Source organism: Asticcacaulis solisilvae (assembly GCF_052327315.1).
In the GTDB taxonomy this organism is placed as follows: Bacteria; Pseudomonadota; Alphaproteobacteria; order Caulobacterales; family Caulobacteraceae; genus Asticcacaulis; species Asticcacaulis solisilvae_B.
This window is the reverse complement of record NZ_CP166196.1, coordinates 726,576-745,339: the sequence shown is the minus strand read 5'-3', so window position 1 is coordinate 745,339 and position 18,764 is coordinate 726,576. Positions and strand designations below refer to the sequence as shown.

Here is an 18,764-nt window from a genome sequence, read left to right as displayed (position 1 = left end):
CTGCCGTCTTGATAGCCGAGGACCGCGACCGGGTCAGCGCTTTTTTGGGCTTCACGGCGGCGCCGCCCGCCCGCATAGTGCCGGCAAAAATTACAGGAGATGCCGCAATGGTTCTGTCACGACGCGATCTGGTCAAATCCCCCCTGGCCCTGGCCGGGGCCTCGGCGGTCCTCGGGCTGGCCGGAACGGCGGCGGCGCAACCGCAGGCGGCCGCCCAGAGCCGCGAGACGATCGCGCTTTGGCCCAGGCCGCTGGCCGGGCAGCTGCATCCGGGCATGACCGAGGTCGTCGAACAGACCTCGTCCGACCCGGCCTATTCCAGCCGGCGCATGAAGGGCATCTCGCAGCCGCACCTGGTCGTCTTCCCGGCGGCCAACCCTAACGGTGGCGCCATGCTGATCATCCCCGGCGGCGGCTTCGCCTGGAACTATTTCGAACACGAGGGTTATTACCTGGCCGAGGCCCTGAACCGCGCCGGCATTACCTGTTTCGTGCTGTTCTACCGCCTGGCGCAGGACGGCTGGACCGATCCCGCCAGCGTCGGCCCGGCCGACGCCCAGCGCGCCATGCGCGTCATCCGCGCCGAAGCCGCCCGCTTCCATGTCGATCCGGCGAGGCTGGGCGTCATGGGCTTCAGCGCCGGCGGCTTCCTGACGGCAACGCTGGCGACGCGCCACGAGGCGGCCTTCTATGCGCCGGTCGACGCCGCCGACAGGCTCAGCGCCCGCCCCGTCCTGGCCGCCCCCATCTATCCGGTGCAAACGGTCGATCCGGCCTATGCCTATGAAGGCGTCGCGACATCGTTGTTCGGCGGCAAGGCCACCGCGGCGGAGATCAGGACCTGGTCGCCCGACCTCAACGTCACCGCGTCCACCCCGCCGACCTTCCTGACTCACGCCGAGGACGACGGCCTGGTGCCGGTCGCCAATACGACGCGCCTGCGCGACGCCCTGGTGGCGCAGAAGATCACGGTCGAAACCCACCTGTTCGCCAGGGGCGGCCACGGCTTCGGCACGCGCCTCGATCACGGCGGTCCGGGCGGCCTGTGGGTGCCGCTGTTCCTCAACTTCGCCCATGGTCAGAAGCTGTTCGCATAAGAAAAGGGCCGCGGTCATCCGCGGCCCTTCCCTTTGTCACTGTCACCAGCCTCAGAACTTGTAGCGCAGACCGATCTGGTAGCGTGAGTCGAGTTCCTGGGCGAAATACAGGTTGGTGGTGTCGCGGCCGTACTGGCGAAGACGCGCCTTGTTGAGGTTCAACCCTTCGAAGGTGATCTGGATCACCGGCGTGACCTGGTAGTTCAGCGCCGCGTCGACGGTGCCGAAGGCCGCCGTATAGCCGGGGTCGCCCTGGGCGCCGATATTGGTCGCCGAGATGAACTTGTCGCGCCAGTTGTACGAAATCCGGCCCGACCACGCGCCCTTGTCGTAGATGGCGGTGATATTATAGGTGTTCGACAGGCCGAGCAGCGGGAACTGCTGGGTGCCCGGAGGGGCGGAGTTGTCGAACCCGATATCGCCGCTGACCGTGGTCAGGCTGCCCGACGCGCCGAAACCGCTGTCGCCGAAGAAGTGCTGGAAGGCGAATTCGATGCCGTGCAGGTTCGCGGTCTTGTTGTTGACCGGGATATTGGTGTCGAAGACGAACAGCGGATCGTTGGCGTCGGCCACCAGGTCGTAGGCCTGAAGGACGCTGTCGACATAGGTCTGGTTCAGGTTGCCCGAACCGTCGAGATTGGCCTGGTAGTCGGACTTGGCCTTGGCCTGGGCGTTGGCGGAGGTGTAGTTGACGCCCGGCGTGGCCGGATCGTTGGTCTTGAGGTAGTGGTCGTACAACGCCGTCATGGTGAACAGGTTGACGTCGGTCGTCGACTGGTTGATCGACCCCAGCAGGGTCTTGGCCACGCCCGACCGCGAGCCCGGCGCGCCGGAGGACGGGTCGCGCAGGCCGAACGGGTTGGCTTCGACCCGGCCCGTGCCGACGAAGTTGTTGACGTCCTTGTTGTAGAAGCCGATCGAGACGTAACTGTCCTTGCCGTAATACCATTCCAGCGACAGGTCGACGTTCGACGATTCCAGCGGCAGCAGGCCCGGATTGCCGCTGGTCGCGGTCGGGTTGGTGCCGTTGGCCGTCGGACGCGGCGGCGTCCCCGGGTTGGTGGTGGCGTAGAGCTGGCTATAGGCCGCCCGCGCGATCGTCTTGGAGAACGAGGCCCGCGCGATCAGGTCGTCCTGGATGGCCCACGAGATATCCAGGCTGGGCAGCCAGTTATCGTAGTGCGACTTGTAGTCCTGCGACACGATGTTCGAGCTCGAATCGACCGTGAAGTCGTTGTCGGCCGTCCAGCGGATGGCGACCGGCTGGCTTTGCATGGCCGAGGCGTCGACATCGGTCTTTTCATAGCGCAGGCCGGCGACCACGGTGGCGGGACGGCCGAGGAAGTCGCCCTTCATCGTGAACTGGCCGTAGACCGCCTTGATGTCTTCCTGCACCGTGTTCGACGTCATGGCCGCGGTCGGGATCGTCGCATTGTACAGCGGCGACTTGGCCATGGCCTCATAGATGTCGAGCGCATTGCCGCGGAAGGCGATGTTCGCCTGGCCCGGTGTGAAATCCTTGAACAGGCCGCCCAGGTCGTAGGTGGTGACAAGGCCCGGCGCGTACTGGGCGACGTCGCCCGGATGCGCGATGCCCCAGTCGCCCAGCGCCTGATAGGTGCTGCCCGTGGTGGTTTCCATCTTGGACTTGATCAGGTCGACACCGGCGTCGAAGCGGCTTTCACCGTTCAGGTCATAGGAAAAGTCGACCTTGGCTTCGTCGATCTTGTGCGTCTGGCTGTTGGTCGCCATGCGCGCCACCTGGGTGCCCAGGTCGCCGACGTCGAGCACGCCGTTATTATTGCCGCGATAGCCGGCGACGACGCGATTAGCCGCCGACTTGCCCGGCAGGTAGTTGCCGTTGCCGTCGACGATGACGGCGCCGCCCGAATCGACCAGCTGGCCGCTCGAATTGGTCTTGTAGACCGGCAGGCTGTCGAGCACCGTGTAGGACTGCACCGGAATGTCGCCGGTAAAGTCGACCGAGTGCTGGGCCACGACCGGCGCGCCCAGCGAGATCATGACTGAGCTGGTGCCGTTGGGATTGTTCGGCGTCGCCTTGCCTTCGGAGCTGTGCACGTCGAACGACAGGGTGGCGCGGTCGTTCAGCGTCCACTTGGCGTTGGCCCCGATCGACGACAAGGTGTTCTTCTGGCCCTGCAGTTGCTGTTCGAAGCCGATGTCCTTGGTGCCGTTCTCGTTTTCCTGGACGTAGAGGGCGTTGTAGATGCCCGACGCGCCCTTCTGGAAGGTGATGTGGTCGAACGGCCGGTTGAACCAGTTGGTCTGTTCGGCGCGCTGTTCGGTGCCTTCATTGTCGACATAGAGGGCATCGACCGTGAACAGCAGGCTTTCCGAAGGCCGGAACTGCACCGTGGCGCCCAGATTGGTGCGCTTGTTGTGCGTCTGCGACAGGGCGTAGCGGCTGTCGTTCGGATAGGCGATCAGCGAGCCGGCCGGCGGCGCGTTGGTGATCTGGGTCAGCAGGGTCGTCTTGTCGGCGGCGTAGCGCAGGCGGCCGCTGTTGGGGTCGTAGAACTGCGCGTAGGTGTCGAGGTTCCAGGCGTTTTCCGTCGCCTGGCGCGTGGCGTTGTCGCGTTCGGTATACTGGCCGAACAGGGCGACGCCGAACGACTTCGACGGATTGGTCCAGCTGTAGGCGCCGGTCACTTCCGGCGTCCAGTCCTTGCCGTCGACCAGGTTGTCGGCGTGCAAAGCCTTGATGCTGAGCGTGCCGGTCGAGCCCGCCTTGCCGATCGGGCGCAGCGTCTTGATGTTCAGCGTCGCGCCGATGCCGCCCGAAGCGACATTGGCCTTGCCGGTCTTGTAGACTTCGAAGCCCGAAACGCTGTCGGCGGCGATGTTCGAGAAGTCGAAATTGCGCGACCCGCCCATGGCCATGGTGTTGCCCGATCCGATCAGGTCGATCGAAGCCGTCGGCATGACGCGGCCGTTCAGCGTCACCAGGTTGAAGCCCGGACCGAAGCCGCGCACCGTCACCTTGGCGCCTTCGCCGTTGACGCGGTCGATCGACACCCCCGGGATGCGCTGGACGGATTCCGCCAGGTTGGTATCCGGGTACTTGCCGATGTCTTCGGCCGAAATCGCGTCGACGACGCCGGTGGCGTTCTTCTTGACGTTCATCGAACGTTGCAGCGAGCCGCGCACGCCGGTGACGACGACGACGTCGCTGTCGGCCTTGGCGGCGGGGGCCTGCTGGGCCAGGGCCGGTGCGGCCAGCGTGGCCAGGGCCAGGGTGGAGGCGCTGTACAGGATGGCGGCGCGCATCGCCCGGCTTGATAGTCTGGTATTCATGGTGTTCTCCCAAAATCCCTTGTTATTACGCACACATCTGCCCCAGACTGCGGTCGTCTGGATCAGCGGGCTCGGGATATCCGGAACAACCGCGGCATTGCCGGCGGGCCCTTGTTGTTCGGCCTCGTCCGGTCTCATGTTGGTCCCGCTACAAGGACAGCATCTTCCCAAAAAGAAGGGGCCGCCGTTGGGGGAGGCGACCCCCAACCAAGTTGGGAGATGCCCCTTGCAGGGGCTCGACACCGGGGCCTGCGGCGCGTACGCCGGGGCCGCCAAGATCGAGCGCGAATTACCAGTTCCCGCCGCAATGGGCAGCGATTGTGTCATAATCTTGGAATTGTTTGCGGGATTGTAAAAAATTAACCTGTGCCGGATTCCGCGTAAAACAACGGAATTTCGCGCGGGCATGAACGTGACGGCCCGTCCCGCGCCGCAGCCGCACCCGTTTTCGACAATCCTGAAATAATAGCCGGCCTGATAATAGCCGGTCACCGCGCCGCCTTCCCTGCGGCCCGCCGCAACGATGGCTTTTTGACAAAGGCGCGTATCCGCAAAGGGCGACTTATTACCGCTGCGCCGGCATGTTCGACGCGCTCCGCCCCCAAGCCACGCACGGATACGCCATGAAACCGCATCACATCATTCTGCCGCTGGCCGTCGCCGGCATCGCCCTGGCCGCCTGCGCCTCCCTGCCCGTCTCGGGGCCGGTCGGCAACCGCAGCGTGCCCGAGCCTGCAAAACCGGTCGACATCAAGGCCTATGGCGGCCTGTGGTATGAGATGGCGCGGTATGAAAACGGCTTCGAACGCGATTGCGAGGGCGTGACGGCGGAATATGGCCTCCTGCCCGACGGCAAGGTGTCGGTCACCAATGCGTGCCGCAAGGGCGCGCTCGACGGCCCGGCCAGGGTGTCGAGGGGCACGGCCAAGGTCGTCCCCGGCAGCAACAATGCCAAGCTGAAGGTGTCCTTCTTCGGCCCCTTCTATGTCGGCGACTACTGGGTTCTGGACCATGCCGACGACTATAGCTGGTCGATCGTCGGCGAACCGTCCGGCCGTTACCTGTGGATCCTGACGCGGGAAGCGGCGCCGTCACCCGACCTGCGGCAAAAGCTTCAGGAACGTGCCGGGCAGTTGGGGTATGATGTGGGGGTGATCAGACCAACAAGACATTGAAGCAGATCTAGGCGAAATTCGCCGATTTATGAGGCATTCGAGAGACCTGTCTTCAAAACCGGCCCTGCACCATAAGGGCCTTGCAATTTTGGCGAATCGGTCAACGCTACTTTGTAAGCTAGCGACGATGCGACAGGAGCTATTATGTATTCTGGCAAAGGAATGCCAACTCGCGAAGATATGGCGGTTCAGATCTTCGCATCACGCAATATGATCGCCGCATACTTGGAAGTAGCGGTCGAAGATGGCGATAAGAAGGGCGCTAGATCGTGGCAGGCGCTTCTACACAAGGTAGACAAGACGATCAGCAAATACAATCTAGATGCTTATGCTGAACGCCCGACTCCATCACCAGATATCAAGCTGTTATGTAGGCTATGCTGATCATCGCATTACCGGCGGCAATACCTTAGCATAACCACTTATCAGCAATACTCATTCGAAAATACTTTTATCTTTCGTGGATAACGGCGCCCGGCGTTTGAGGCACCCCTCGCTCGCAATTACATCGGGTTTAGGAGGGAAGCCCGCGGTGAAGATTGAAGGACTAGACAAACTGCAAAGAGACCTGAAGCAGGCACAAAAAGCGTTGCAGGATTTACCGGGCGAGATCGAATTGCGCTTCGATCCGAATGACGCAACAAGTGTCGAGACAGCAATTGCGGATATGAAGCTTGCGGTTGAAGGGAAGGTGGGGCGCTATCGCTCCAATCCCTTTGTGGCTCCCCTTATCGATGGAATGATCGAACAATTTGAACAGCAAATCCTAGAAAAGGCGAGCGAAGCCATGGCTGACACCGATAAGAGTATAGCGTTAGATCAGCAGGCGTTTCGGGGAATTGAAAACACAGTCAATGACCTCCGGCGGGCCGACTATCGCAGCTTTGAGCGCCACATCAAAAAGCTGTCTCGTCAGCTTCATGGCGGTGAATTCGACGACATCAGCAACGAGTTGAAAAGCAAGGTTGATCTTGGTGCGTGGCTGGCCGCTGGAGAACGCACTCAAGGCGGCATGGTCGGCAGCGCTCAACTTGATTGGCCTGAAAACCATGAAGAAGAGCTGGGCATAGTTATTGCACTGACTGACCATTTTGCTGACGAAAATGACGGATCCTGGCCACCGGAAAATTTCTCGCATACGTTCTTCTACAACGGAAACAATATAACCTCCAACCTTCAGCACATGGTTTCCGAGATCTATGTGCCCTTCGCGCGAGATTTCATAGACTACGTTAAGCAACGGACGGGCGCAAAGGAAGCGGCGTTACTGCCGACTCGAAAACTCGATCCCGCCTCGCGGAAAGTTTTTGTCGTTCATGGCCATGACGAAGGCGCAAAAGAAGCCACGGCTCGATTTCTTGAAGCTTTGGATTTTGAGCCCATCATACTTCACGAGCAAGCCAGCAGGGGGCGGACAATCGTTGAAAAGATTGAAGAGCACGGCGACGTCGGTTTTGCAGTCGTATTGCTGACGCCGGATGACGTCGGCGCACATAAAGACCATTCCACCGACTTAAAGCCCCGCGCCCGACAAAATGTCTTGCTCGAACTTGGCTATTTTATGGGCCGCCTCGGTCGTTCAAGAGTTGTCGCGCTAAAGCGCGGCGACGTTGAAGTCCCTTCTGATTTCGAAGGCGTTGTCTATGTCGGCTACGACAGCGGTAACGGCTGGAAGCAGGATCTCGGCAAAGAACTCGACGCAGCCGGATATGAGATTGACTGGAACAAGGTAATGGCACGGCGCTAGCGCACCGGAACCACCTTCCGCGCCGCCCTTGGGCGCACAAACAAGTGATGCCCCTCCTCATTGCCTTTTTGCACCCGCGAACCGCAGAATGCCCGACGGAACCCGGGACGATAAAAATTTGCTAAACAGGCATCTTTTTTTTTTGCGGGACCGTACATATATCAGCAGGGTTGCCGGCCATGAGCCCGCACCTTGCCCCGTTATCCCCCTTGCGGATCAAGGTTCAGGCTTCATGACCGACACGTCTCCTTTTTCTGAGTCCTCAGAAATCTCCGAATCAAAAGACGAACGTTCCGAAAGCGAACTGCCGATGAGCACCTCTCTCGCCGTCACCGGTGGCAATGCCACGATGAGCCTCCCCTCGCTGTCTCCCGACGGCGGTCTCAACCGTTACCTGGCCGAAATCCGAAAATTCCCCATGCTGGCCAAGGACGAGGAGTTCATGCTGGCCAAACGCTGGGCCGAGCACCAGGACCCCAAGGCCGCGCACAGGCTGGTAACGTCGCACCTGCGCCTGGTGGCCAAGATCGCGATGGGCTATCGCGGCTATGGCCTGCCGGTCGGCGAAGTGATCAGCGAAGGCAATGTCGGCCTGATGCAGGCGGTCAAGAAGTTCGATCCGGACCGCGGTTTCCGCCTGGCGACCTACGCCATGTGGTGGATCAAGGCCGCCATCCAGGAATACGTGCTGCGCTCGTGGTCGCTGGTCAAGATGGGCACGACCGCCGCGCAGAAGAAGCTGTTCTTCAACCTGCGCAAGGTGAAGTCGGAAATCTCGGCCCTGGAGGAAGGCGACCTGCGCCACGACCAGGTCGAGCAGATCGCCACCAAGCTGGGCGTGTCGGAAACCGACGTCATCAACATGAACCGCCGCATGTCGTCGCCGGATTCGTCGCTGAACGCGCCGCTGCGCGCCAGCGAGGGCGACAGCGAATGGCAGGATTGGCTGGTCGACGACAAGCAGGTCAGCCAGGAAACCGTGCTGGCGGACTCGGAAGAGTACGACATCCGCATGGGCCTGCTGGAAACCGCCATGGGCGAACTGAACGCCCGTGAGCGCGAAATCCTGACCGAGCGCCGCCTGAAGGACAATCCCACGACGCTGGAAGACCTGGCCGAACGTTTCGGCGTGTCGCGTGAACGCGTCCGCCAGATCGAGGTCCGCGCTTTTGAAAAGCTGCAAAAGGCCATGGTCAGCGCCAATCACGCCGCGACCCCGGCCTGATCGTCCTTACCCCAGAATGCGGAAAGCCGGCGGAAACGCCGGCTTTTTTGTTGGCAGTCCCGGGCATCGCGCTTCTTCGGCCCTCCCTGTTTACGGCAGGGCCGAGAGCTATTGCGTTTTTGACCCGATTTGCCCCTGGTCGAACCTGACCCACTCGCACCCTTCCATGGCATAGGGCGCGTACAGGAAGTCCTTGATCGCGGTAATCCGACCCTCTTCCCACACCGGCACGACGAAGTGCGCGGGCCGCTCCATCGCCCCGCGCGCGTCGTAGACCAGCATGACCGCCCGCCCGTCCACCGTGCCTTCGGCAAAGCGCCAGTGGTCGATTTCGCCATAGCGCGTAAAGTACGGGCTGGACTCCTCGCGGCCGTTGAGCACGCGGCGCTGCACCAGGTCTACGCGCACATCCTCGGCCAGCAACCGGCGGACCGTATCGAAATCACCCGACGTAAACGCCGATGAAAACAGATGCAGCCGTTGGCGTTCATCCTCCGAAAGCCTGGGCAAGGGCGCCGCGTCGCCCTCCGCCACCAGCGTCCGCAGCCGTTCCCGTCCGCGCTGCAGGGCCGACTTGGCGGCCGGCCCCGAGCAGTCGGCGACCTCGGCGATCTCTTCCACCGAATGGCCCAGCACGTCCTTCAGCACGACGGCGCAACGTTGCAGCACCGGCAGTTCGAGAAACGTCCGGAAACCTAGACGCGTGATCTCGGGATCGGGTTTGCTGGCCATCGGAATGTCGTCCATCAGCGGCTCGGTGGGGCTGCGCGTCCGGGCCCGCAGGAAGTCTAGGCTGGCATTGTGCGCGATGCGGTAAAGCCAGCCTTCCGGATTGTCGACTTCGGCTCCGGCCGTCCTTGCCTTCATCGCCTTGATCAGCGTGTCCTGCACGACATCCTCGCCATCGACGGCCGAGCCGGTCATGCGCGCGCAATAGCGGTGCAGTTTCGGCCGCATCCCGGCCAGCAGGCGCTCGAAATCGTCGTCGGTCACAGACATATCCGATGGATAGCCTGCGCCGGCCCGAATGTCAGCGCCCATGCGTCATGACGACCGTACCCAGCATCGAATCGAGCGAGGCCAGGGCGGCAACATGCGGGAAATAGGCGGTCATGCGCGGGTCGGCGCGCATGGCGTCGACATCAGCGGCCGTTTCCCATTCCGAATAGATGACGACGCGTTTGCCATCGTGGCTGGCCACCAGGCGGGTCGATATCCAGCCCTTCAGCGACATGATGACGGTTTCGGTATTGCCTTTCAGCGACGCCACCAGGGCCTGCTGGTTCCCGGGCTCGACCGACAGGATGTTGATGAGGGTGACGGGGGTGGTCATGGCTGCGCTCCTGGCTGAGGCGCGGACACATAATGTGCGCGCTTACAGTCAGGACGACGCGGGATCGCAAAACGGATCGCGGGGGCGAAAAATTATTGAAGCCCTGTTGACGCAATTCCCTTCGTCTCCCCTCGCCAAGGCTTCGGAGAGCCGCCCTCCCCTCTCCGCAGGGAAGGAAGAAGAAACATAATTCCTTCCCCGTTTACGGGAAAGGTGGCTGGATCGGCGTCAAGCCCAGCCAGACGGAACGGGGCTACCACAGCTGGCAATGCGCGCCTTAGGCGACCAGCACTTCGGTGGGCATCACCGTCTGGCGGTCAAGGCCCAGGCACGCCATCATTTCGGCGACACGCGGCCCCAGGCTTTCGCGGGAGACGGCCTTGGCGCGGATGTCCTGGATGGTTGCCGAAACGGCGTTGAGGAAGCGGCCGTCCTTGATGATCTTGCAGGCCGGCACGATGACGGCCATCTGGGCCATGATCGTCGCCATGGTGCCCTGGGCGTCGCTGTCGAAGCCGTCGAGCGCCGCGTGAAGCAGGCGCACGGCCTCTTCCAGGGCGACCCGCGAATCGGTTTCGTTGCGGCGCTTCTTCTTGCCCTTGTACTCGCCGGTGTTGAAACGGCGGCGGTCCGGACCCGTATAGGTCGCGACCGAAATCCACTCGCGCGGCTTGAACAACACGTTCTGCAGGCGCTTGATCAGATCCTGCCAGGCGAACGGCTTGGCCAGCATTTCGTGAACGCCGATATTCTTGGCCTGGCCCAGCTCTTCCGGCGTGATGTTGGCCTTCAGCATGATAAGCGGCACGGCCTTGCACGCCAGGTCCGAGTGGCGCAACGCCTTGACGAAGGCGATGCCGTCGATGTGCGGCGTGCGGTATTCCGAAAGGATCAGCTGGGGATCGAGATTGCCGCACAGGGCCAGGGCCCGGCGGTCATCGGTTTCGACTACTATGGTGTCCGCGCCAAGCACACGCAGCATATCGGCCAGCATGCGGGCATAGGCTTGATTCTCTTCGATGATCAGCACGCGCTTCAGCGACTGACGCAGCCTGGACTGAATTTTGGGATCGAGATCGAACATGGTTACCCGGACACAGCCTTGAATCTTGAACCTTCACCCTAGCCCGGTTTGATAAAAATTCGGTGAGGCGACGTGGTTAACGGGCCTTAAGGCCTGTCACGCCCCTGAAAGATCAAGGGATTGCACCCGCCGGAAATGTTTTGGTTAACAAAGGGTTAGTTCGCACCTTCGCGCACCGCCCAACCGTTTCTGTTGGAATTTCAGTTACAATTGATCACATTTGTGCAATTTCCTTTGCATTATCGTCGTAAATTTGATTATTTATGATTGAATGTGGCGTTTTCGTCATGATCCGCCCCATGCGTAAAACTGGCTAGGCCAGATTCGGTCGCGTAAGCGTTCGCGTACTCAAAAATCCCAAAAAACAAAATGATGGCGCCCATGTCGCGCTGCGGAGGACCCTGACCATGACTCGGAATACCCTGAAATCCATCCAAAGAGGTCAGACCTCTTTGGCGATACTGGCCCTGGCGGCCGGCCTGTGCACCCTGCCCGCCGTGGCGTCGGCCCAGGACGCCCCCGCGGCCAAGGCGGCGTCGAACGACTCCGACGTTGTCGTCGTGCGCGGCTACCGCAAGGCGGTGCAGAGCGCGATCCAGACCAAGCGCAAGTCGGACCTGATCGTCGACGTCATCAAGGGCGACGACATGGCCAGCTTCCCCGACGCCAACCTGGCCGAATCGATCCAGCGCGTGCCGGGCGTGTCGATCACCCGCGACGGCGGCGAAGGCCGTGAAATCACCATTCGCGGCCTGGGCGGCGACTTCGTGCGCACCACGCTGAACGGCATCGAGGCCTATTCCGCCACCACGGGTTCGACGCTCGGTGTCGTCGCCGGTATCAACCGCTCACGCGGCTTCGACTTCTCGACCTTCGCCTCGGAACTGTTCAACAGCGTCACGGTCGCCAAGTCGCAATCGGCCGAGATGGAGGAAGGCTCGCTGGCCGCATCGGTCGATCTGCAGACCGGCAAGCCCTTCGACAAGCCGGGTCTGCGCGGGGCGCTGTCGGCCCAGGCCGCCTATTACGACAATAACGGCTCGACCTCACCGCGCATCGCCGGCCTGATCAGCGACACCTGGGACACCAAGCTCGGCAAGGTCGGGGCGCTGTTCTCGATCGCCTATTCGACGCGCCTGGAACAGGAAGACGGCTATTCCGACACCTCGCAGTCCGACTTCTCCGACGCCAATAACGGCTTCTGCGGCCTGGCGGTCGACGATCCGAACGAGCCCGGCAGCCAGGTCATCAACACGGCCATTCCGTATGTCAACGCCCTGTCCGGCACCGGCAACCGCCCCGCCAACCAGTGCTTCTCCGGCAAGCCCTCCGATCCGGTGGCCTATGCCAAGATCAACCAGCCCAACGTCTTCCTGCCGCGCAACCCCGGCCTCGGGCGCTTCACGCTCAACCAGAAGCGCCTCGGCATCACCAACTCGTACCAGTGGCGCCCCGACGACAATACCCGGGTCGGGCTCGACATCGTCTATTCGCAGTTCGACCAGGACCGCCTGGACTACGCCCTGTCGAATGCCAGCCTGAACCGCAACGTCAACGGGGCGTCGGCGGCGTTTCCGCTGTTTGCCGGCCGCGTCGACAGCCAGATCATGGACGTCAATGTCGACGCCAACGGCCAGGTCAACTACATGAAGCTCAACAATGTCGATATCAAGCATATCGAGGAGAAGAGCCACACCACGACCAAGACGCACTCGATCGCCCTGACGCTGGACCAGACGATCAACGACCGCTGGAGCTACAATATCAAGCTCGGCCACGCCGGCTCGGACTTCAACCAGCCGTGGGATGTGCTGATGTCGTACGACGCCTTCAACAAGGATGGCTATGTCTGGGATTCGCGCAACAGCGTCCAGACGCCCTTCATCAACTACGGCTATGACGTCACCAACCCCGCCAACGTCACCTTCACCAATGCCGGGACGGGCCTGACGCCCGACATCCGCGTGACGCAGGTTCGCCTGTCGAACAATGTCGGCTCGCTGGAAGGCAACCTCAAATACGTGCTGAACTCGGCCTGGACGCTGAAGTCGGGCTTCATGATCAAGTCCTATTCGACCAAGTCCGAACAGACCCAGCGCTTCTTCGCCAATAACGGTCCGCCGCTGGCCTGTACCTCCACCAACAATGCCGCCTACAGCGCCACCAATACGGCCTGTACGCCGGGCGGTTACGCCACCTTCAACTTCGCCCGGTTCGCCGCCGATTTCCCGGGTTCGGCACCACTCAGCGAGACCGTCAATGGTTTCGGCAAGGGCCTTGGCATGCCATCGGGCTCGGTCACCTCGTGGGTGGTGCCCAACGTCCAGGCCTATATCGACAAGGTCGGAATCCTGTGCAACTGCGCCAACAAGTACGGTGACTTCACGCTCAGCTACGCCACCGCGCTCGGCAATAACCGCGGCGTCGAGGAAGACGACACCGCCGCCTACGTCCAGGCCGATTTCGACACCACCATCCTGGGCGGCAAGCGCCTGCGCGGCAATATCGGCGTGCGCTATGTCGAGACCGACATGAAGGCTGGCGGCTATACCTCGGCCACATCCTATGTCGGGGCCGAGCATCGCTATAACGACCTGTTGCCGTCGTTGAACGCCTCGCTCGACATCACGGACACCCTGGTGGCGCGCTTCGCCTTCGCCAAGGTCATGGCCAGGCCCTACCTGCTGAATCTGACGCCGGGCGGTTCCGTCAACTCGACCTTCGGCGCCCAGACCGCGACCATCGGCAATCCGAACCTCAACCCCTTCCGCGCCAAGAACTACGACCTCAGCCTGGAATGGTATCCGGAAACGGGCGCGGTGCTGTCGGCAGCCCTGTTCTACAAGGACGTCGGCACCAACATCCAGACCTATACGGTCATCGAGCCCTACAGCCAGACCGGCCTGCCCGCCAGCCTGTTGACGGCGCCGGTCACGACCAGCGACAACTTCACCGTGACGACCCAGCTCAACACGCCGGGCGGCTATATCGAGGGCCTGGAGCTCAACTGGCAGCAGCCCTTCACCTTCCTGCCGGGCGTGTGGAAGAACTTCGGCACACTGCTCAACTACACCTATGTCAAGTCCGAGCAGACCTACTACCTGACGTCGGGCACCACGCCGGTCGTCGCCCACGACCAGTTCCAGAACGTGTCGCCCAACTCGGTCAACGCCACGCTCTATTACGACGACTCGAAGTTCTCGGCCCGCGTCTCGGTCGCCTATCGCGACGAGTATATCGTCAGCTTCCCGTTCAAGGCCGGGGTCAACGACGCCTTCGGGTCGTACGCGACGACCAATGTCGACATGTCGGCCTCGTACAAGCTGACACCGGCCCTGACCATCAAGTTCGACGGGCTGAACCTGACCGACCAGAAGGCCGACCAGTGGAGCGGCAAGACCCGCCGCGCGCAACGCGTCTACTCCACAACAGGCCGCCAGTTCTTCCTGGGCGCGTCGTACGTTTTCTAGACTTCGACGAACTCCCAACTTCAAGGCCCGCGCTCCCGCGGGCCTTTTTTTGTCTCGTTAGAAAATGCCCATCTTGCCGCCGCGCGCCGCCTGCGCCGTGAACAGTTTCAGCGTCTCCGGCGGCAGGACCGGCCGCGTCACCACCGTATCGCCGATTACCGTGATCATCCGCGCCTTCGCCGTAAACGGCCGCCACAGGCCACCCTTGCCGTCCGGATCGCCGGACTTCACCCAGTTGGCCCACCATTGCTGCATCTGCATCGACAGCTTGCGGTCATAGACCGTGAACGGCCGGGGCGCCGCGTCGAGCGTGCCGAAGACATAGGGCATTTCCGACGAATGGAAGGCCTTGTAGCGCGCCGCCTCGGGTCCCGGCTCGGGGTGCGTCCACAGATAGGCGAATACCTTCCCGCCACCCGCCTTCAGGCGCTTTTCCGCCCACAGGTCGAGCGAGGCCAGCCCGCGATCGCGCGCCAGCGCGTCGCGTGACGCTTTCGCCTCGGCATCGCTGGTCCCCGGCGGATAGAGTTTCAACACCTGCGCCGCCAGCGGCCCGTAAGCGTCGCCGACCTGCTGGCGGAAGCCGTCCGGCGTCAGCGTATCCGGACTGAAGAAGCCGTTGGAGCTGGTCTCGTTGGCCGTCATGCCGGTCAGGATCGGCACGGCGTTGATTTCATCCTCGGCGGGCACGACCGCGCCGTCGACGACGGGCGCGAACCGCGTGCCGGCCTTGGCGGCAACGGCTTCCAGTTGATCGGGGCTGAGTTTGCGCAGGTCCGCCAGCGTGCCCAGCCGCGCCCCGGCCGTTTCCGCATCGGCGCGCGGCGCCATGAAGCTGCCGATACTGGACCCGCTTTCGGCTATGGCCTGACGGAACAAGCCTTTCGCATCCGACGCCATCATCAGGTCGTGGACCGAGGCCGCGCCGGCCGACTGCCCCGCCACAGTGACGGCGTTGGGATCGCCACCGAAGGCCGCGATATTGTCGCGCACCCACTTCAACGCCATGATCTGGTCCATCAGGCCGTAATTGCCCGACGTGCCCGATTCCGCCGTCAGCTCCGGATGCGCCAGGAAGCCGTAGACGCCGACGCGATAATTGATGGTGACGACAATGATGCCGTGGGCCGCAAGTCCGGCTCCGTTATAGATCGGCACCGCGCCCGATCCGCCGGTGAAGGCGCCGCCGTGGATCCACACCATGACGGGCCGTTTCTTTCCCGGGGCGGCGGGCGTCCAGACGTTGAGATAAAGGCAATCCTCGCTGACCGGGCCCGACGGCTGGTATTCCGCCGTCCAGGGGCCCAGGCCGTTGGGACTGAGACCCTGACGGCAGTCGGAGCCGAAATGGTCGGCGGCCTTTACGCCGCGCCATGAAGGGGCCGGTTGCGGTGCTTTCCAGCGCAGGTCTCCGACCGGCGCGGCGGCGAACGGCAGACCGAGATAGGCCGTCGATTGCTTTTGCACGACGCCGGTGACGTCGCCCTGTTTGAGGTGGACGGGCGCGGCCACAAGGGCTGCGGCCATAAGCATCGTGATCATGCGGGTCTCTCCGTCAGGGTCGTCACCAGGCTTTTGCGCAAAGCGTCGAGATCGCGCCAGCCGGTAGCGACCTGAATGCGATGCCCCTTGGGATCGATCACCGTCATGCCGTCGTCGCGCACGGCGATCGGCAGGGTCTCCATGACGAGCGCGCCCAGGTCATAGGCCATGGCGACGGCGACGACGTCGAACAGGATCGAGCTGTGTTGCTTCAGGTCGAAACCCTTGGCCATCCACGGCGCGTTGGGCAACCAGGCTTCGCTGTTGGCGACGGCGGCGCGGGCGAAGGGGTCGGTGCTGGCGTAAACGGCGGCCATGTCGGCGGCGTTCAGGATAAAACGGCCACAGGTATCGAGCGGCGTGATGGCGCACGGCCAGCCGGCGGACAGCACGGTCTGCAGCGCCCTGGGGTCGCACTTGACGTTATACTCGGCCTCGGGGGCGCTGCCGGGCGCGTAGCCCTGGCGCACAGCGCCGAACATGCCGACGAAGCGCGCCTTTTTGACGATCCGGGGCTCGCGTTTCAGCGCTTCGGCGGTTGTGGTAGCCGGTCCCGTGCCGATGATGGTGACCGGCGTTTTCGACGCCATGATCAGGTCGATCATCGCCTTCGCGCCGTCGGTCGTGACGGCTTTCGGATAGTCCGACAGCTTGAAATCGCCGATCCAGGCGCTTTGGGCGGCCTGATCGTCACGGCCGTCGGGTCCGATGGCGATCGCCACATCGTGCCGCCCGGCCAAGGTCAGCAGCTTCGCCACCAGCCGTCCGCGATAGACGGCGTTGCTGCCCTCGGTGACGACCAGTTTCAGATCGAGCTCAGGCCTTCGCAACAAAAACAGCAGCGCCCAGGTGTCGTCGACGTCGCCGCCGATATCGGTGTGGAAGATGACGGGAATGGGCTTTTGCGGTTTTGCTGCCGCCGTCGTGGCGATCAGCGCTGCGATACCTGCGATAAGTCCCCGACGCGTAGCTTCCGTCATGCCGTCCGCTCCCTGTTTCGGGCGGAGGTTAGAGGATTTCCAACACTTTTGCACCTCCCCGTCGCGAAGCGATGGGGAGGGGGACCGCCCGTAGCGTTAGCGAAGGGTGGTGGTGGGGATTCTTGCTTTCCTTCCGACCACAGGCGGTTCAAAGAAAGCAAGAAACCCCACCACCACATCTCTCTCACCCTTGTTTCACAAGGGTTCGCTCGTGCGGTCCCCCTCCCCATTTTCTTCGAAAACGGGGAGGTGCAGGAAGGCTTAATCCTGGAACGGATCGCGCATCAGGATGGTGTCTTCGCGCTCGGGGCTGGTCGACAACAAGGCCACCGGCGCACCGATCAGTTCCTCGATGCGGCGGACGTACTTGACCGCGTTGCCCGGCAGGTCCTTCCACGAGCGCGCGCCCTTGGTGCTTTCCTTCCAGCCCTCGATCTCTTCGTAGACGGGCTCGATGCCGGCCTGGGCCTTGAAGCCCGCCGGCATGTAGTCGAGGACCTTGTCGCCCACCTTGTAGCCGACGCACACCTTGATCGTCTCGATGCCATCGAGGATGTCGAGCTTGGTCAGCGCGATGCCATCGATGCCGTTGATGGCGATCGACTGGCGCGCCAGGACAGCGTCCAGCCAGCCGACGCGGCGGGCGCGGCCGGTGACAGTGCCGAATTCATGGCCGCGCTCGGCGATGCCCTTGCCGACCTCGTCGAACAGCTCGGTCGGGAACGGGCCCGAGCCGACGCGCGTTGTATAGGCCTTGAGGATGCCCAGCACGTAGCCGACGCTCTTCGGCCCCATGCCCGAACCGGCGGCCGCCTGGCCGGCGACGGTGTGCGACGAGGTGACGAAGGGATAGGTGCCGTGGTCGATGTCGAGCAGCGCGCCTTGTGCGCCTTCGAACAGGATGCGCTTGCCTTCGTGCTTGGCCTTGTCGAGCACGTGCCAGACGGGCTGGGCGTGGCTCAGCAGGCGCGGCGCGATGTCTTTAAGGGACTGGACAAGTGCTGCCACATCGACTTCGGCGAGGCCGAGGCCCGAGCGCAGGGCGTTGTGGTGCGTCAACAGGCGGTTGATCTTGCCTTCCAGGGCGTCGAGGTCTTCCAGGTCGGCGACGCGGATGGCGCGGCGGCCGACCTTGTCTTCGTAGGCCGGGCCGATGCCGCGGCCTGTCGTGCCGATCTTGTTGGCGCCGGCGGCGGCTTCGCGCGCGATGTCGAGCTCGCGGTGCAGCGGCAGGATCAGGCAGGCATTGTCGGCGATGACCAGCAGTTCGGGCGTGATCTTCAGGCCTTGCGCCTCGACGCGGGCGATTTCGTCGAACAGGGCCCACGGGTCGATGACGACGCCGTTGCCCACGACCGAAAGCTTGCCCTGGACGACGCCCGACGGAAGCAGCGAAAGTTTATAGACCTGATTGCCGACGACCAGGGTGTGACCCGCGTTATGGCCGCCCTGGAACCTGACGACGACATCGGCGCGATTGGACAGCCAGTCGACCAGCTTGCCCTTGCCTTCGTCGCCCCACTGGGCGCCGATCACAGTCACATTTGCCAAGAGAATTCTCCGCTATCTGCCAGCATGAGGGGGAGGCCGGCCACAAACGGTGGCACCCTATAGAGCAGGAATCGCGGCTTGTAACCCCATAAAGTTCGCTGAGAGAGAACTCTTCCGAAGGCGGAGGAGTATCGGAGGAATGGGCGGTCCCCAAGGGCTCTTCTTTCTCCGATCGCAAGTCCGCGTGCGAACACCCCGCCAATCGCCAGTTAACCCTGGGAGTACCTTTTCAGCACCGCCGCCCG

The 18,764-nt window shown here is 62.8% G+C and carries 12 protein-coding genes; 5 read left to right on the top strand and 7 right to left on the bottom strand.

Features of this window, described 5'->3' with window-relative positions:
• Positions 1 to 107 precede the first annotated feature (107 nt).
• A complete protein-coding gene (locus AB8717_RS03410; protein ID WP_443749629.1) occupies positions 108 to 1,097 on the top strand; it encodes an alpha/beta hydrolase in 990 nt (329 codons plus the stop codon).
• 51 nt (positions 1,098 to 1,148) lie between these two features.
• Here the strand turns inward: AB8717_RS03410 and AB8717_RS03405 are convergent, their stop codons facing one another.
• Positions 1,149 to 4,412, bottom strand: a complete 3,264-nt coding sequence (locus AB8717_RS03405; protein WP_443749628.1) for a TonB-dependent receptor — start codon at positions 4,410 to 4,412, stop codon at positions 1,149 to 1,151.
• Positions 4,413 to 5,035: 623 nt separating this feature from the next.
• Between AB8717_RS03405 and AB8717_RS03400 the strand changes: the two genes are divergently transcribed.
• From AB8717_RS03400 to rpoH, 3 genes are all read left to right on the top strand, one after another.
• Positions 5,036 to 5,587 carry a lipocalin family protein gene (locus tag AB8717_RS03400; protein ID WP_443749627.1) on the top strand — a complete coding sequence of 184 codons (552 nt, stop codon included), beginning with the start codon at positions 5,036 to 5,038 and terminating at the stop codon, positions 5,585 to 5,587.
• Between the two features lie 532 nt (positions 5,588 to 6,119).
• Positions 6,120 to 7,334 (top strand): TIR domain-containing protein, encoded by a 1,215-nt coding sequence (locus tag AB8717_RS03395; protein ID WP_443749626.1) that lies wholly within the window; start codon positions 6,120 to 6,122, stop codon positions 7,332 to 7,334.
• A gap of 349 nt (positions 7,335 to 7,683) precedes the next feature.
• The gene (gene rpoH / locus AB8717_RS03390) at positions 7,684 to 8,559 is read left to right on the top strand and encodes an RNA polymerase sigma factor RpoH (protein ID WP_443750845.1); all 876 of its coding nucleotides are present in this window, start codon (positions 7,684 to 7,686) and stop codon (positions 8,557 to 8,559) included.
• A 108-nt stretch (positions 8,560 to 8,667) separates the two neighbouring features.
• Here rpoH and AB8717_RS03385 read toward each other — a convergent pair whose 3' ends face one another.
• From AB8717_RS03385 to AB8717_RS03375, 3 genes are all read right to left on the bottom strand, one after another.
• Positions 8,668 to 9,552 carry a sigma-70 family RNA polymerase sigma factor gene (locus tag AB8717_RS03385; RefSeq protein ID WP_443749625.1) on the bottom strand — a complete coding sequence of 295 codons (885 nt, stop codon included), beginning with the start codon at positions 9,550 to 9,552 and terminating at the stop codon, positions 8,668 to 8,670.
• A 37-nt stretch (positions 9,553 to 9,589) separates the two neighbouring features.
• Positions 9,590 to 9,892, bottom strand: a complete 303-nt coding sequence (locus AB8717_RS03380; protein ID WP_443749624.1) for a putative quinol monooxygenase — start codon at positions 9,890 to 9,892, stop codon at positions 9,590 to 9,592.
• 277 nt (positions 9,893 to 10,169) lie between these two features.
• The gene (locus tag AB8717_RS03375; protein ID WP_443749623.1) at positions 10,170 to 10,976 is read right to left on the bottom strand and encodes a response regulator; all 807 of its coding nucleotides are present in this window, start codon (positions 10,974 to 10,976) and stop codon (positions 10,170 to 10,172) included.
• 407 nt (positions 10,977 to 11,383) lie between these two features.
• On the opposite strand from AB8717_RS03375, the gene AB8717_RS03370 reads away from it, so the two are divergent.
• Complete coding sequence (locus AB8717_RS03370; RefSeq protein WP_443749622.1) at positions 11,384 to 14,446, top strand: TonB-dependent receptor; 3,063 nt, start codon at positions 11,384 to 11,386, stop codon at positions 14,444 to 14,446.
• 57 nt (positions 14,447 to 14,503) lie between these two features.
• On the opposite strand, the gene AB8717_RS03365 is transcribed toward AB8717_RS03370, so the two are convergent.
• From AB8717_RS03365 to AB8717_RS03355, 3 genes are all read right to left on the bottom strand, one after another.
• On the bottom strand, positions 14,504 to 15,988 hold the full coding sequence (locus tag AB8717_RS03365; protein ID WP_443749621.1) for a carboxylesterase/lipase family protein: 1,485 nt from the start codon (positions 15,986 to 15,988) through the stop codon (positions 14,504 to 14,506).
• Positions 15,985 to 16,968: a nucleoside hydrolase gene (locus tag AB8717_RS03360; RefSeq protein WP_443749620.1), complete on the bottom strand. Its 984-nt coding sequence runs from the start codon at positions 16,966 to 16,968 to the stop codon at positions 15,985 to 15,987. The genes AB8717_RS03365 and AB8717_RS03360 overlap by 4 nt, the downstream gene beginning before the upstream one ends.
• A 261-nt stretch (positions 16,969 to 17,229) precedes the next feature.
• A complete protein-coding gene (locus AB8717_RS03355) occupies positions 17,230 to 18,519 on the bottom strand; it encodes an adenylosuccinate synthase (protein WP_443749619.1) in 1,290 nt (429 codons plus the stop codon).
• Positions 18,520 to 18,764 lie beyond the last annotated feature (245 nt).